Consider the following 15,184-nt stretch of genomic DNA (forward strand, 5'->3'; position numbering starts at 1 on the left):
GCTCCGGGAAACAAAAAAGCCTGCCAACCGGATATGGTGGCAGGCTTTTTATGGGCGTAATCTCGATTGCCGGAAGATCAGTTGGGACAGTGCAACTTGAGCAGTGCGGCCGGATCAAATCTCTGCCAACCGTCCGGCCCCAGCTTCTCCAACGGACGGAAGCGGACCTTATATTCCATCTGCGGCGAACCATCGACCCAATAGCCGAGATAGACGTATGGCAATCCGGCTGTCTTGGCGCGCAGGATATGATCCATGATGATATAATTTCCGAGACCGGCACGCTCGCCATGATCCGCGTCGAAGAAGCTGTAGATCATCGACAGCCCGTCACCTTGCTGGTCGGTGAGACAGGCTCCGACCAGTCGGCCCTTGCTGCCATCGAGCGTCGGCTCGCGATATTCGATAACGAAACTTTTGACAGGCGATTGCTCGACCATGTCGGAATAATCCATCTCGTCCATTTCCGCCATCCCGCCGCCGGGGTGACGTTTTGCGAGATATTTTTGGAGAAGCTGATATTGTTCTTCTGTCGCCCAGGGTTCGCAGGCTTCCACAACCAGATCCTGATTGCGCCGGATCAGCTTCCGTTGCGTCGCGCTGGGACGGAATTCATCGGCTAATACCCGCACCGAAACGCAGGCCTTGCAATCCAGACAGCTGGGTCGATACGCCACATTCTGACTGCGACGGAAGCCGATCCGGCCCAGAGCATCATTCAGTTCCTCGGTGTGGGCCCCGTTCAGTTCGGTGAAAACCTTGCGTTCGCTTTTTCCGGGCAAATAAGGGCATGGGCTGGGGTTTGTTACAAAGAATCGCGGGAAGCGAACGGGTGCAGTCACAAAGCCAGCCTTTTGTTACATTCTTGAGAATCGACAAGGACAATATGCAGTGCGTCAGAGAAAATTAAAAGACGATTAACCACATAAATTTGTCACGGGTGCAGGATGACTGGGTCAAAAAAAACGGGGCGAAAAACGCCCCGTTTCCAAATTATTTGTCTAAGCTCAAGGGCTTGTTGGATCGTCATCATCAGCAATGATGATGATACCAGCAATTACCGCTGCTGCTGCCAGAATTGCAATCAGAATGCCATTTTCGCCTTCAAGTTTTTCTGAAGTCGAAGAAGTCGCACTCACGCGCTCAACAGCAGGCGCTACGCTGTTCGATGATTGCGCTGCGACAGGCGCTGCAACCAAAGATACTGCTGCAATAGCAGCAGCCAATTTACCGAAATTCATAATCATGCTCCAATTAGGTCAGTTTACAAAGAGTAGAAGCTCAAATCTGAACTTCCATGCGCCCCAGTGCATTCGAAGGGTTTTCTTTTAATCCATCCCTTCTGACATTGCGTTTAACCCAATTTACGATTCTTAACAACTGCAAAACCCAATTAATTTCTCAACTTCTCTTATTTCCAAGCAACTTAACTGTATCTTGTCAATTTCGTACAAATACTTGCCGGCCTGCTATCCAGGTTTGAAGAACTTGCATGCCGCGAATTTGCGCTGGTGTCGAAAGCAATATGTCCTGGTCTATGATAAGGAAGTCTGCCCTTTTCCCCGGCTCCAGACTGCCCAGCCGGTCTTCGGCAAATGCGGCATAGGCTGCCCCGTAAGTATAAGCGCCCCAGGCTTGCTCACGATTTAATCTTTCTGCGGGAATCCATCCGCCAAAGGGCTGACCAGCCGCATCTTCCCGTGTCATTGCAGCAGCAAGACCCGAAAACGGGTTGGACGATTCCACCGGGACATCGGTCCCGAACGCCATTTTCGCACCCGAGTCGAGCAACGACTTCCAGGCATAGGCGCCTGTAAGTCGCTCGGGCCCCAGCCTCGCCTCGGCCATCGTCCGGTCCGACGTCTGGTGTACCGGTTGCATTGATGCGATCGTTCCGGATGCAGCAAAGCGACTTATGTCGGCAGGATCAACTATCTGCGCATGCTCAACCCGCCATCGACGATCACCTTTATAGGTCAGTTGAAGTTCCTCGATTGCCGATAGAATTTCATCATTGGCCTTGTCACCAATGGCATGGACCGCCGTTTGGAACCCGTCCATTGCCGCCCGGCTCATCTTGTTTTTCAGTTGCGCCGATGTGAGCATGGCAAGTCCGCTTTCACCAGGCTTGTCCGCATAGGGTTGTTTCAGCAGCGCGCCCCGCGAGCCCAGCGCACCATCGATATAGAGCTTTACCCCGGTCAGCCGCAGATGATCATCATAGAGCCAAGGGGATGGTGTCGGCCCGGCAATAGCGACCATATTGTCTATGCCGGCGGCATAGGAAATAATCCGGATTTTCAGGCGACCCTTGTCCCCTGCCCGGCGGAAGCTTTGCCAATCCTGCATCGTGGTGCCCATATCGGCGATAGATGTAACCCCGTTCGCCAGCAATATGTCCTGCGCTTTGCCGAGCGCGAGATCCCGCTCCACCGGTCTCGGCGCGGGAATCGTATCGCTGAACAGATCCATCGCGGCATCGACAAAAATACCAGAGGGTTTGCCGCCAATCTTGACGATGGTTCCCCCGCTGGCCGATGTCGATGCGCCGGAAACACCCGCCGCCGTCATCGCTGCGCCATTGACCCAGGCCGCATGGCCGTCGACTCTGGACAGATATACAGGCCGGTCCGGGACTGCCGCATCGAGTTCTGCAGCGGTGGGAAAGCGGTCAAGACCCCAGACTTCCTGATTCCAGCCATTGCCGATGATCCACGGCCTGCCCGGATTATCCGCAGCATATTGGGTGATTTTGGCGAGCGCTTCAGCCAGCGTTCTGGTGTCCGACAAATCCAGCGTCAACGCACCAAAGCCCAAGCCCATGACATGACCGTGGGCATCGAAAAACCCCGGGATCAGCGTTCTGCCCTTTCCGTCAAACTGAAAGTCCACCTCGCGTGGCCGCTTGTCCCGCCGGTCCAGCAGCTGCTTCACTCTGCCCTCATCATCGATAAGCATCGCTGCAAAGCGAATGACCTTTCCCTCACTGTCGAGAGTCATGCCGTTGACATTCTCAATCAGACTATCGGCCTGGGCAATACCGGGTGCAAGGAACACACTCGCGGCGCCCGCGCATAATGCCAAACCATGTTTTGTCAGCCAACCGGTCATATCATTTGCCCTTGCTTATTTTCTTTTGGGGAGACGCGAGACCAATGAACTCGTGTCATTGCGGCCGCCGCCTGCGGCCTGCACTTCGGCATAAAATTGATCGACCAGCGCCGCGACCGGGATGGTTGCCCCGTTGGTCCGGGCCTCCTCGATCGCCAGTCCCAGATCCTTGCGCATCCAGTCGACCGCAAAGCCAAAATCAAAATCATCTTTGGCCATGGTCGCCCAGCGATTGTCCATCTGCCAGCTTTGCGCAGCGCCGCCAGAAATCGCTTCGTAAACCTTGTCCAGATCCAGTCGGCTGGCCTGGGCGAAGCGCAGCGCTTCAGACAGGCCCTCGAGTACCCCTGCAATCGCGATCTGATTGCACATTTTCGTGGTTTGTCCGGCTCCGGTACGGCCGACATGGACGATGCGACCGGCATATGCAGCCATGATCAGCTCGGCCGCGGTAAAGGCTTCTTCACTGCCGCCACACATGATCGACAATGTGCCGTTTTCCGCTCCTGCCTGACCACCGGAAACCGGCGCGTCGACGACGTGAATTCCGCGCCCTTCGGCTTCCACCGACAGCTGCCGTGCAATCCGGGCGGACACTGTCGTATGGTCTATGAACAGAGCGCCAGACGCCATGGTAGAAAAGGCCCCGTCGCGTCCCATGGTAACGGAGGCGAGATCATCATCATTGCCGACACAAGTGATCACGATTTGCTTGCCGCGCGCAGCCTCGGCCGGGTTTTCGGCCGTGGTACCACCATGTTTGGCGACCCACGCTGCAGCCTTGGCGCTGCTTCTGTTATAAACGGTAAGCTCATGCCCCGCGCCAGCCAGATGCCCGGCCATGGGTCCGCCCATCACGCCGATCCCGATAAATGCAATTTTCGCCATAGATATATTCGCCCTTTCAAATGGCCATAATCATTGTTTCCCTCGATGACCAGATGCGTTAGGGGCACTGACTATATGAATGATATCCAAACCAGCACCCATCCATCCTTCGATTATGATGATGTGAAAGCCGCCCACGACCGGATCAAGGGCCGGGTCGTCCATACGCCTACACTCAAGAGTATCACTTTGTCGGAACTGAGCGGGGCGGAAGTTTTTCTCAAATTTGAAAATTTGCAGTTCACCGCTGCCTATAAGGAACGTGGTGCGCTGAACGCTCTGTTGTTGATGGACGAAAGCAAGCGCAAGGCCGGCGTGATCGCCGCATCCGCTGGCAATCATGCCCAAGGGCTTGCCTATAACGCGAAAAATCTTGGAATCCCCGCCACTATCGTGATGCCCAGCACCACCCCGATGGTGAAGGTAGAACAGACTCGCGGCCACGGTGCCGAGATCGTCATTTTTGGCAGCAATTATGATGAAGCCTATGCCCATGCGATGCTGCTCTCAGAACAACGCGGGCTGACCTATATCCATGCCTTTGACGACCCGCATGTCGCAGCCGGCCAGGGCACGGTTGCGATCGAGATGCTCGAAGCCATCCCCGATCTGGACCGCCTGATCATACCGATCGGCGGCGGCGGATTATTCTCCGGCATGGCAACCGCAGCGGATGCGATCAAACCCGGCATCAAGATGACTGGCGTACAGGCCGCGCTTTACCCCAGCATGTACGCAAAATTGAATGGCAAGACCCTGACGGCCGGTGGCGATACGCTGGCTGAAGGCATAGCGGTGCGCAATCCTTCCGAATTTACCGCCGCGATCATCAAGAAATATGTCGACGAGATTGTACTGGTCAGCGAAGCGGAGCTGGAAGGCGCCGTGAGCCTGCTCTTGCAGATTGAAAAAACCGTGGTCGAGGGTGCTGGAGCCGCAGGCCTAGCGGCTCTGCTGGCCAATAAGGAAAAATTCGCCGGCGAGAAAGTCGGTCTGGTCCTGTGCGGCGGCAATATCGACACGCGCTTGCTGGCGAACGTATTGCTGCGCGATCTCGCCCGCTCGGGCCGCCTCGCCCGTCTCCGCCTGCATCTGCGCGACCAGCCCGGCGCGCTCTACAATGTCGTGAAGCAATTTGCCGAACATGAGGTGAATATCATCGAAGTCTATCACCAGCGGGTGTTCACCAACCTGCCGGCCAAGGGTCTGATCACCGATATCGAATGCGAAGCCAAGGACCGCGAGCAGCTGGAAGGCCTGATCGCCGATCTCAACAAGGCCGGCTATGATGTCCGGCAGGTCGAACTGGCCGATTGAACGATTGATGCGAGTGAAAAATTGTTCGAACGTTTGAAAGTCGCGTCCCAGTACATCCTGCCAAAACGGGGGCTTACCAGCTTGGCCGGTCGCATTGCCGAGGCGGAACGGGGCACCCTGACGACCCGGCTAATACGCTGGTTTGTCGGCAAATATGCGGTCGATATGACCGAGGCGCGAAATCCGGACATCGCCAGCTATAACAGCTTCAACGCCTTCTTCACCCGTCCGCTAAAGGCCGGCGCGCGACCGATCACGCAAGCGGATTTTGCCTGCCCGGTGGATGGCGCGATCAGCCAGCTTGGTGCTATTGATGACCACCACATCCTGCAGGCAAAGGGCCATTCGTTTACCACGACCGAGTTGCTGGGCGGCGATACAGCGCTGGCAGCAGAATTTCAGAACGGCAGCTTTGCCAATGTCTATCTGTCCCCCAGGGATTATCATCGCATCCATATGCCTTGTGACGGCAGGCTTGTAAGCATGACCTACGTGCCAGGCGCACTGTTTTCCGTAAATCCCACTACTGCGCGCGGCGTGCCCAACCTATTTGCGCGAAACGAACGGGTGATATGCGTGTTTGAATCGCCAGACCATGGCACATTCGCGATGGTCCTGGTCGGTGCTACCATCGTCGGCAGCATGGCAACGGTCTGGCACGGCGTCGTCAAGCCAAAGCCCGCCAACAAGATTATGCAGTGGACCTATACCGACAAGAATATCGCGCTCGAAAAGGGCGAGGAAATGGGCCGGTTCCTGCTCGGCTCTACGGTCGTCATGCTGTTCCGGCCGGACACCATCGCTTTATCAGCTGACTGGGCACCGGAGCGATCGGTGCGTCTCGGCGAAACAATGGGTCAGCGGCCCGGTATTTGAGGTCTATTGATTGATCGACTTTGCGCACAGTTGAGCGCGCGTGCGAACGGTTAGTGCAAGTCCATTTCCGGAATATCGGCATTTAGTCTGCCATATCGGCAAAGCAGACCTTGGGCTAGTTTTGTCGGAACTTCGGCTTCCGCCCCATTAGCGGTCGTTCATAACAGCGAAACCATTTCTCGAAACCTGCCATTTCGCAGTACAGAGTCTTATACTGTCTCAGGCTCTGGCGAGGCGTTTGTCAAAGCTGATCCGATCAAGCGCAGCGTTCATTTTTAGAAGCGCTTCATGGAGATCGACGCCGATCTCCTTAAACAGTTCGCGGTAAACAGACTGTGCCTTTTCGATTACTGTACTGACATCCGCAGCCACCTGCGTTCCCTTGCTGGTTAGAGAGAGTGGTTTGCGTCGGCCATCACTGGGATCGTTCTGGCGCTCCAATATGCCTTTATCAATCAATATGCGAATTGTCTTAATCACCGCGACATGACTCACATTGAGGGCGCTGGCAATCTCGGTCACACTAGCCGGCCCCTCCTTAAGAACCATGATTGTGGACATGGTATTTACCGGAATTTCGAGGCCAATGGCGGTTGAGAAGCGCGCCCCTTCGCTGGTAATGCGATCGGTAAGCTGAATAGCAAGAAAAGCAAAAAAGGCCGGTGCATAGGTCTCTACCGGGCGGTGAATGCCGCCAGTTTTGGATTTTTTGTGCTGAATCATTGTGTATCTCATTGTGCTATGCTAATTATGTGTAACCAGTTACATATAATGGAAAGTGATGCAATGATGAAGTTCAGTTTAGGGTCAATTGCCTTGATCGTGATGACATCGATGTTTTTTGGCGAGGCGGCGATTGCCCAGATTGATGCGCATCGCGTGAAGGCTGATGTTGAAACATGGCGCGATTGGATGGGCTCAACCCATCCAGACCTTTCCCACTCGGCGGATATTCAGCGGGTCGACGCCGCATTTGAGGCTCTAGAGCAGAAGCTAGATGGTGAGTATGACGTTCGCTCGGCCTGGCGCGCGCTCGCAACGATCAATCCCTTGCTGAATGATGCACATAGTGGAATACGTTTGCCGGACACGGCTTATGAAGCAGCGCTTGAACAGGGCTCCGTCGCATTCACTCTTTCGGTCAACGTGTCCGAAGGACGGCTTTACGTTGACCGTTCTATTCAATCATCCAGCCCGATAAACCCCAACGAAGAAATTCTTGCGATCAATGGTCAGTCTGCCGCCTCGCTGATTTCCGAGTTGGAGCCACGTATGCGCGGCGAGAGCAAGGGGCTTCGCGAGCGAGTGTTGTCCTTGCGATTTCCGGTGGCTCTGTGGGCAGTGCAGGGCGACCGACAATCTCACAACGTAACACTTAGGCGCAAAAACGGCCCGCAAACGATTAAGATTGATCCCACGCGTGACATCGCGGTGTCCGGCGACCAGACCTATGAACTGAATATTCGCGACAATGTTGCCGTCATGACCGTGAAAAGCTTTGAGATATCTAGAGAAGAGAAATTTGCAGCATTTCTTGCAGATGCGTTTGCCCGCATCGATGCGGGCAATATCGATCGATTGATTATCGATGTGCGGAAAAACGGAGGCGGCGCTCGTCAGCTTTCTGATCGCTTGATGGCTTATCTTACGACTTCCCGCTACACCCCAATATCTGCCGTCAAAGCACGCATTGTTGCGGAGAACCAAGCACTCATTCCGGGATCACAGATCGGGCAGGTCATTGAGATGCCATTTGCTCAATGGGTCGAACCAACGGCCGAACTAGCTCATCGATTTTTGGGGAAGTCGGTCATTCTGATCGGACCGGCAAGCTATTCTCAAACCATCGCCTTTGCGGTAACGGTTCAGGATTTCAAAATCGCCCAAATCGCTGGCACCCCGACCGAGGGTCCTGCCAACCAAACCGGACAGGTGCAGCGTTTCACCCTTCCGGAATCCGCCCTTGTTGTTCAGGCACCGCTCTACATATTCACCCGTCCGTCGGGCGAAATTGGTAGAGCGCCCTTGATTCCGGATCGCCTCATTCCCGGACAAGGAGAAGCGCAGTTGAAGATACTGATCACCGAGATGAGCGAATGAAAACATCGCTGCCACTTTGGATTAATTGCCGGAATGTCCGCTAAGCCTAAATCGGACTATAAAACTTGCCGTTCAGCAATCCACCCAATCCCGGCCACCCCACAAACCCATGACCGCTTTCCGCTTTCCAGATATCGCGTACCCAGTCTAAACGGTTGCGGTAACCCCGGCATCGCGCATCCCGCGCCAGATCTGAAGTGCCTGCACCGTTTCCGGTACATCATGCACGCGGACAATTTGCGACCCCTGCTGGACCGCGTGATGCGCGAAGGCGATTGAACCGCCAAGACGCTTGTCCACGGGAGCTTCTTTCGACAAAGCCCCGATCATCCGCTTGCGACTGGCACCGATCAATAGCGGCTGGCCGAGCGCGTGGAACATCGCGATATTGTTCATCAGGGCGAGATTGTCGGTCAGCGACTTGCCGAAGCCGAGGCCGGGATCGATAATGATCTTCTCGCGTTCGAAGCCCGCTGCGACCACATCGGCGATCCGCTGTTCCAGCCAGTCGAGCGTATCGGTTACGATATTGCCATAACCGTCACTTTCATGCGGATTTTTCCCGCTTGAGGGTGCGTGCATAAGCACCACCGGTCGACCGGAAATGCCGGCCACCTCAAGCGACCGCTTGTCATGCAACAGGGCCGAGACATCATTGATCAGGTGCGCGCCCGCGGCGATGGCTGCCTCCATCACCGCTGCCTTGCGGGTGTCGATCGACAGCACGGCACCGCAATGGGCCAGCCGTTCGACTACCGGCACCACCCGCTTGATCTCGTCGCCTTCCCATACCGTATTTGCGCCGGGCCGGGTGCTCTCTCCCCCGATATCGAGGATCGACGCGCCGACTGCAGCCATCGCCAGTCCCGCTTCGGCCGCCTTGTCAGGGTCATCCACATGCTTGCCGCCGTCCGAAAAACTGTCGGGCGTAATATTGAGTATGCCCATGACATGAGGCTGGTCGAAGCGGATGATCCGCTCGCCGCATGTCAGGGCCTCGTGCTGCCGTGTCAGATTGGCAAATAGGGTAGCGGCCCGCTGGGCCAGCGGCTCCGGCAGGGCTGCCGACCATTCCGGCCACTGGGTGATGTTGACCAGCCCCCTCCGGTTTGGTCTGCCGCTCTCTATTACCAGATATTCTATCTGAGAAAACCATATTAAACCATTGTTTAACCGCTGGTTTTTGCCTTCATGCCATTGCGGGCTATCGACAAATCCAACAGGCTTCAGATAGAGTCTGGCATCCGCTCCACATGCTTCCAAGTCTTCCATCGCACCGCCCATATCAGGGTTCGGTGGCCAGCAAATAGGTCTGCCGCAAATTGTCAATCGGCTTCAGATCCTTGCCGTCCTTGTAATACCAGTAGGTCCAGCCGTTGCAGCTCGGTGCATCCTGCACGGTCGCGCCGATCTTGTGGATCGAGCCTTCCTGGCCATCCCAGATCACTGAACCATCGGCCCGTACCTTGACCTTGAACTTGCGGTTCTTGCTGCACAGTTCGTCACCGGGTTTCAGATAGCCGGTTTCCACCAGCGTTCCGAAGGCAACCCGCGGTTTCGACTTGGGCGACTGCATCGTCTTCAGCGAGCTTTCATCAAGCGGCAAAGCTTCGGCGATACGCTGTTCTGCCACTTCGCAATAGCTGTCCTCTTTCTCGCAACCGATCCATTCGCGGCCCAGTCGCTTCGCAACCGCGCCGGTAGTGCCGGTGCCGAAGAAAGGATCGAGCACGACATCACCCGGATTGGTCGTCGCCAGCATGATCCGGTAGAGCAAGGCTTCCGGCTTCTGGGTCGGATGCGCCTTTGTGCCGTTGCGTTTCAGCCGTTCCTGACCACCGCAGATCGGCATCACCCAGTCGCTGCGCATCTGCAATTCATCATTGAGATTTTTCATCGCGCGATAGTTGAACGTATATTTCGACTTTTCCGATTTCGAGGCCCAGATCAATGTCTCGTGCGCATTGGTGAAGCGGGTTCCCTTGAAATTCGGCATCGGATTGGCCTTGCGCCAGATGATGTCGTTGAGGATCCAGTAACCGAGATCCTGCAGCGAAGCGCCAACCCGGAAGATATTGTGATAGCTGCCGATTACCCACAGAGACCCGTCGGGCTTGAGAATACGGCGCGCTTCGGCCAGCCAGGCCTTGGTAAAGGCATCATAAGCGGCGAAACTGTCAAAATGGTCCCAGGCGTCGTCCACGGCATCCACCTGCCCGCCTTCCGGACGGAACAAGTCACCCCCAAGCTGCAGATTATAAGGCGGATCGGCAAAGACCATATCGACCGATGCATCGGGAAGCGATGCCATCGCCGTGATACAGTCCATCTTCAAAATCTGGCCCAGTGGCAGATCGACAGCCTTCTTAGCTGTACCTGTTCCAGCGCTTTGCGCAGTGCGTGTCTTGGGCGCGTGAATGCGCTCGATAATCCCCATGAAACTCTATTCCTTTTTTCAACAGCGCCAACGGTGAGTCCCAAATGGCCGGCGGTCAAGGCCGTTAACATAGGTTAAAGGCGTATCTTTATGGTTAACGAAAAATTTGACGAGAGAACGAAACGAGTCCGTCACCAGATGTGGAGTCAAACCGCCAACGCCAGACTCAATCCCTAGTGGTGTGACGTAAAAGACTCGTTCGTGAAGTTTATTTGTTCAAAATCGGGAATTCGTCCGAATTGAAATTTGGTTCACAAAAAGCCGCGATCGGACTATATGCTTAATCTGCAGTAAAGCTCAAAAGCGTAACAGACCGGGGTCGGTGAACAAATGGCAGATAATTTTCGCGACAAATATCAGCATGAATATGGCATCGCCCAGCAAAGCGATGAGCCCCGTCCGCATCCCGGCGTCATTGTCGGCGGCGAGGCCGGACGCGAGAAACGCAAGGAATATGCGATTGTTTTCGGGTCCAAGATATTTGGCTCGATTGCGGCTGTCTGGTGGATGTTCACCTACGATACCGGCTGGGTAGAATGGTCCGCCTTCATCGCCGGATATATCATTTTGATGCTCGGCATCGTGCTCGGTTTCCACCGCTATTATTCGCACAAGTCCTTCGATACATCCGTGCCGATGCAATATATTCTCGGCGCAATGGCGCAAATGTCGATCCAGTCTTCGGTATTGCGCTGGGCTGCCGATCACCGGCGGCATCATGCCCATAGCGACGAAGTCGGCGATGTGCACAGTCCCTGGCTCGACGGCAGGGGCAAGCCAACGAGCAAATTGAAAGGCATGTTCCACTCGCATTTCGGCTGGTTCATGGACGATTGCGTCACCGACATGAGCATCTACGGCAAGGGACTTGCCGACAATGATATCGTCCTGTGGTTGCACAAGACCCGCTGGTTCTGGCTGGTCTTTTCGCTGATAATCTTTCCCGGTGTCTGGGGTCTCGTCTTTGGCGGCTGGGACCATGTGATCGGCACGATCCTGATCGGCGGCTATTTCCGGACCTTCGTGGTGCTGCAGATCACACTGGGCATTTCCAGCTACGCCCATGTCGTCGGCTCACAGCGCCACACTAAGGGCGTCGGCACCGCCAAGAACAGCTTTCTCTTCTCGCTACTGACCTTCGGCGAAGGCTGGCACAACAACCACCACAAACATCCGCGTGCCAGCTTTCAGGGCATGGCCTGGTGGGAAATCGATATCGCTGGCTATGTCCTGCTGCTGCTCGAGAAAATGGGGCTGGTGTGGAATGTCACCCGGCAACCCAAATATATCAAGAGCGAGAGCGGCGAATGGGTTCTGGCCGAGCGCAAGATCGCGCCAAAGCGCGCGGAAGTCGAAGCCTAGAGCAATTCCATCTGGGAGACCGGCGCGAAGCTCCTGCGGTGCAGCGGCGTCGGTCCATATTGCCTGAGCGCCGCCAGATGTTCGGCCGTGCCATAGCCCTTGTTCCGTTCCCAGCCATATTGCGGATATTGTTCGGCCGCCGCGATCATCAGCCGGTCGCGAAACTCCTTGGCGAGTATGGACGCGGCGGAAATACAGGGATGGAGCGCGTCCCCGCCAATCACCGCTTCGGCTGAATAGGTCCATTTCGGCAAGCGGTTGCCATCGACCAGTATATGATCGGGTACGGCATCCAGCCCTTCCACCGCGCGCGTCATCGCCAGCATGGTCGCCTGCAATATGTTGATCTCGTCAATCTCGGCCTCGGAACATTGCGCTATCGAAAAGCGCGCACATTCCATGATTTCCACTTCGAACCGCGCGCGTTTTGTTGCCGTCAGTTTCTTGCTGTCGTCAAGTCCGATAATGGCATGACCGTCCGGCAAGATCACCGCAGCGGCCACGACCGGACCAGCGAGCGGTCCCCTGCCCACCTCGTCGACGCCAGCGATCACCGGTCGTCATCCTGAAAGTCGGTAACAAATTGATGACCGAGGGGCCCACTTCCCTCGCCAAGTCCCGGTGCTTCCAGTATCGCGATGCGGGTGAAGGAGATTGCCTGCTCGAAAGCCGCGTTCAGATCGAGCCCGCTGCCGAGACCGACAGCCAGCGCGCTGGCAAAGGTGCAGCCTGTGCCATGGGTTTCGCTGCTATCGATCCTCTTCCCCTCGATCCGTCTGATCAGGCCGCTTGGTGCATAGAGTTCGTCGACGACCATGCCACCCTTACCGTGACCGCCCTTGATCACGAGATGGCAGCCATGGCTCAATATCCGGTCCTTGCCGCCCAGCGCTTCCAGTTCCGGCAAATTGGGCGTGACCACCGATGCGACATCCATCAACTGGCCAAAGGCTGCGATCGTCTCACCATCGGCCAGCGTGCTGCCGCTGGTCGCGATCATTACCGGATCAAAGACAACCGCTATGCTGAGCTTATCCAGATAATCCGCTACCGCCCGTGCGGCCTCCGCGCTTCCGATCATCCCGATCTTGACCGCATCTACACCGATGTCGCTAACCACGGACTCGATCTGCGCCAAGATCATTTCGCTTGGCAACTGATGCACGGCCTGGACACCCAGAGTGTTCTGGGCAGTGATCGCGGTAATAGCGGTCATCGCATGGCCACCCAGCATGGTGATGGTCTTGATGTCCGCCTGGATGCCCGCACCGCCGCCGCTATCCGAACCGGCAATCGACAAGATCCGCGGGCAATCTACCGTCACAGGAATAGCGGCCCAACCTGTACGATCAAAAACCATTCAAAGGCACCCGCGATCAGCACGATCGGAAGCCAGAAGCGGCGGAAAAAATCGCGCGCAAAAAAATACAGGAGCAGCGTCACGAGGAGCGGCAGCATCAGGCCCATGGCCACAATGGTTCTGGCGTCCATTGCATCGAGAAAGCCCAGCATCAGTTATACTTTCGATCGGTCGACGCCGGATATTTCGCCAGCTTTTCGGCGGAACGCATCGGCCTGGGTTGCAAAGCGCCACCGCAATTGAGACAGATATCGTGCAGCTTCTCGCTATTGCAGCTCTCGCAAAATGTGCATTCGAAACTGCAGATCAGCGCACCAGCCTGCTCGGCTGGCAAATCCTTGCCGCAGCTTTCACAATCGGGACGCATTTCCAGCATCAGCCTGCGACCTCCTCTACCACCGCGCAAATCCGGTCGACGACCGCATGGACCTGATCCTCGTCATCCCCTTCGGCCATCACCCGGATCAGCGGTTCCGTGCCCGATTTGCGGATCACCAGCCGGCCGCAACCTTCCAGTTCCTTTTCGGCTTCCGCAATCACGGCCTTGACCTTTGCGCTTTCGAGCGGTTGGCCGCCGCTATAGCGAACATTCTTGAGCAACTGCGGGACCGGATCAAACAGATGCAGCAATTCGCTCGCCGACTTGCCGCTTTCCACCAGTTCTCCCAGCACCTGCAATGCAGCGACCGTCCCGTCACCGGTCGTGCCGTGATCGAGCAGGATCATATGGCCGGATTGCTCACCGCCGACATTATAACCACCCTTTTTCATCTCCTCCAGAACATAGCGATCACCGACTTTCGCCCGCACAAGGTCGAGATTCTGGGAATTTAAAAATCGTTCCAGTCCAAGGTTCGACATAACCGTAGCAACGATTCCGTTGCCGCGGAGCAGTCCATCCCGGTTCCAGCTAGACCCGATCAGTGCCATCAGCTGATCGCCATCTACAACCTGCCCTTTTTCGTCGATAACAATCAAACGGTCGGCATCGCCGTCCAGCGCAATACCGATATGCGCGCCGGACGAAACCACCGTTTCCTGCAATATCGCTACATCTGTAGATCCGCATTTGTCATTGATATTCAATCCGTTGGGGGCAATTCCTAAAGGGACCACCTCGGCGCCCAATTCCCAAAATGCCTCAGGCGCAACCTGATAGGCGGCGCCATTGGCACAATCGCAAACGATCTTCAGGCCATCGAGACGGATATGGTCAGGCAATGACATTTTGACTGCATGGATGTAACGACCGCGCGCATCTTCAAAGCGCTTGGCACGACCAATATCCGCTGCCGGTGCCAACGTGGCCTCTTCTTCCAGATAGGCTTCAATGGTCAGTTCGTCTTCGTCAGACAGTTTGAAACCGTCCGGCCCGAATAATTTTATGCCATTGTCAAAATAAGGATTGTGACTGGCCGATATCATGACCCCGAGATCGGCGCGCATCGACCTTGTAAGCAACGCCACCGCAGGCGTCGGCATCGGACCGACCTGCACGACATCCATTCCGACGCTGGTAAAGCCTGCGACCAGCGCATTTTCCATCATATAGCCGGAGAGCCTTGTATCCTTGCCAATCACCACGCGATGCTTGTGATTGCCCCGCAGGAAGTGACGGCCAGCGGCCTGCCCCACTTTCATGGCGATTTCGGCCGTCATCGGGTGAGCATTGGTCAGACCGCGTATGCCATCGGTACCAAAAAATTTCTTCGTCATATCCATCTACATCCCAA

At 55.8% G+C, this 15,184-nt stretch carries 16 protein-coding genes; 4 read left to right on the forward strand and 12 right to left on the reverse strand.

Going from position 1 to position 15,184, the window contains the following annotated elements; translation table 11 throughout:
• Nucleotides 1–77 precede the first annotated feature (77 nt).
• From AZE99_RS08725 to AZE99_RS08740, 4 genes are all read right to left on the reverse strand, one after another.
• The gene (locus AZE99_RS08725; RefSeq protein WP_067199929.1) at nucleotides 78–842 is read right to left on the reverse strand and encodes an arginyltransferase; all 765 of its coding nucleotides are present in this window, start codon (nucleotides 840–842) and stop codon (nucleotides 78–80) included.
• A gap of 165 nt (nucleotides 843–1,007) precedes the next feature.
• Complete coding sequence (locus tag AZE99_RS08730; protein ID WP_067199932.1) at nucleotides 1,008–1,241, reverse strand: hypothetical protein; 234 nt, start codon at nucleotides 1,239–1,241, stop codon at nucleotides 1,008–1,010.
• 199 nt (nucleotides 1,242–1,440) lie between these two features.
• The gene (locus AZE99_RS08735) at nucleotides 1,441–3,111 is read right to left on the reverse strand and encodes an amidohydrolase (RefSeq protein WP_082788301.1); all 1,671 of its coding nucleotides are present in this window, start codon (nucleotides 3,109–3,111) and stop codon (nucleotides 1,441–1,443) included.
• Nucleotides 3,112–3,126: 15 nt separating this feature from the next.
• Entirely contained in the window at nucleotides 3,127–3,999 is an 873-nt protein-coding gene (locus AZE99_RS08740; RefSeq protein WP_067199935.1) for an NAD(P)-dependent oxidoreductase, read from the reverse strand.
• Between the two features lie 75 nt (nucleotides 4,000–4,074).
• On the opposite strand from AZE99_RS08740, the gene AZE99_RS08745 reads away from it, so the two are divergent.
• A complete protein-coding gene (locus tag AZE99_RS08745) occupies nucleotides 4,075–5,316 on the forward strand; it encodes a threonine ammonia-lyase (protein ID WP_067199937.1) in 1,242 nt (413 codons plus the stop codon).
• Between the two features lie 81 nt (nucleotides 5,317–5,397).
• Nucleotides 5,398–6,192 (forward strand): archaetidylserine decarboxylase, encoded by a 795-nt coding sequence (gene asd, locus AZE99_RS08750; RefSeq protein ID WP_231862573.1) that lies wholly within the window; start codon nucleotides 5,398–5,400, stop codon nucleotides 6,190–6,192.
• A gap of 219 nt (nucleotides 6,193–6,411) precedes the next feature.
• On the opposite strand, the gene AZE99_RS08755 is transcribed toward asd, so the two are convergent.
• On the reverse strand, nucleotides 6,412–6,915 hold the full coding sequence (locus tag AZE99_RS08755) for a MarR family winged helix-turn-helix transcriptional regulator (protein ID WP_067199942.1): 504 nt from the start codon (nucleotides 6,913–6,915) through the stop codon (nucleotides 6,412–6,414).
• A gap of 63 nt (nucleotides 6,916–6,978) precedes the next feature.
• On the opposite strand from AZE99_RS08755, the gene AZE99_RS08760 reads away from it, so the two are divergent.
• Nucleotides 6,979–8,292, forward strand: coding sequence for a S41 family peptidase (locus tag AZE99_RS08760; RefSeq protein ID WP_067199945.1), 1,314 nt, complete (start codon nucleotides 6,979–6,981; stop codon nucleotides 8,290–8,292).
• Nucleotides 8,293–8,439: 147 nt separating this feature from the next.
• Here AZE99_RS08760 and folP read toward each other — a convergent pair whose 3' ends face one another.
• Together folP and AZE99_RS08770 are read right to left on the reverse strand one after the other, a co-directional pair.
• A complete protein-coding gene (gene folP / locus AZE99_RS08765) occupies nucleotides 8,440–9,564 on the reverse strand; it encodes a dihydropteroate synthase (RefSeq protein WP_067203469.1) in 1,125 nt (374 codons plus the stop codon).
• A gap of 13 nt (nucleotides 9,565–9,577) precedes the next feature.
• Nucleotides 9,578–10,729: a site-specific DNA-methyltransferase gene (locus AZE99_RS08770; protein ID WP_067199946.1), complete on the reverse strand. Its 1,152-nt coding sequence runs from the start codon at nucleotides 10,727–10,729 to the stop codon at nucleotides 9,578–9,580.
• Nucleotides 10,730–11,059: 330 nt separating this feature from the next.
• Between AZE99_RS08770 and AZE99_RS08775 the strand changes: the two genes are divergently transcribed.
• A complete protein-coding gene (locus AZE99_RS08775; protein WP_067199949.1) occupies nucleotides 11,060–12,091 on the forward strand; it encodes an acyl-CoA desaturase in 1,032 nt (343 codons plus the stop codon).
• Here the strand turns inward: AZE99_RS08775 and AZE99_RS08780 are convergent.
• From AZE99_RS08780 to glmM, 5 genes are read right to left on the reverse strand one after another with little or no spacing between them, the layout of a single operon-like run.
• Nucleotides 12,088–12,645 carry a ribonuclease HII gene (locus AZE99_RS08780; protein WP_067199951.1) on the reverse strand — a complete coding sequence of 186 codons (558 nt, stop codon included), beginning with the start codon at nucleotides 12,643–12,645 and terminating at the stop codon, nucleotides 12,088–12,090. The genes AZE99_RS08775 and AZE99_RS08780 overlap by 4 nt on opposite strands.
• Entirely contained in the window at nucleotides 12,642–13,415 is a 774-nt protein-coding gene (gene thiD, locus AZE99_RS08785) for a bifunctional hydroxymethylpyrimidine kinase/phosphomethylpyrimidine kinase (protein WP_231862574.1), read from the reverse strand. Before thiD ends, AZE99_RS08780 begins: the two co-directional genes overlap by 4 nt.
• Nucleotides 13,412–13,603, reverse strand: a complete 192-nt coding sequence (locus AZE99_RS08790) for a hypothetical protein (RefSeq protein WP_067199955.1) — start codon at nucleotides 13,601–13,603, stop codon at nucleotides 13,412–13,414. Before AZE99_RS08790 ends, thiD begins: the two co-directional genes overlap by 4 nt.
• Nucleotides 13,603–13,827, reverse strand: a complete 225-nt coding sequence (locus tag AZE99_RS08795; protein WP_067199958.1) for a DUF1272 domain-containing protein — start codon at nucleotides 13,825–13,827, stop codon at nucleotides 13,603–13,605. Before AZE99_RS08795 ends, AZE99_RS08790 begins: the two co-directional genes overlap by 1 nt.
• The gene (gene glmM, locus AZE99_RS08800) at nucleotides 13,827–15,167 is read right to left on the reverse strand and encodes a phosphoglucosamine mutase (protein WP_067203471.1); all 1,341 of its coding nucleotides are present in this window, start codon (nucleotides 15,165–15,167) and stop codon (nucleotides 13,827–13,829) included. Before glmM ends, AZE99_RS08795 begins: the two co-directional genes overlap by 1 nt.
• Nucleotides 15,168–15,184: the final 17 nt, after the last annotated feature.

This window comes from Sphingorhabdus sp. M41 (assembly GCF_001586275.1).
Lineage (GTDB): Bacteria > Pseudomonadota > Alphaproteobacteria > Sphingomonadales > Sphingomonadaceae > Parasphingorhabdus.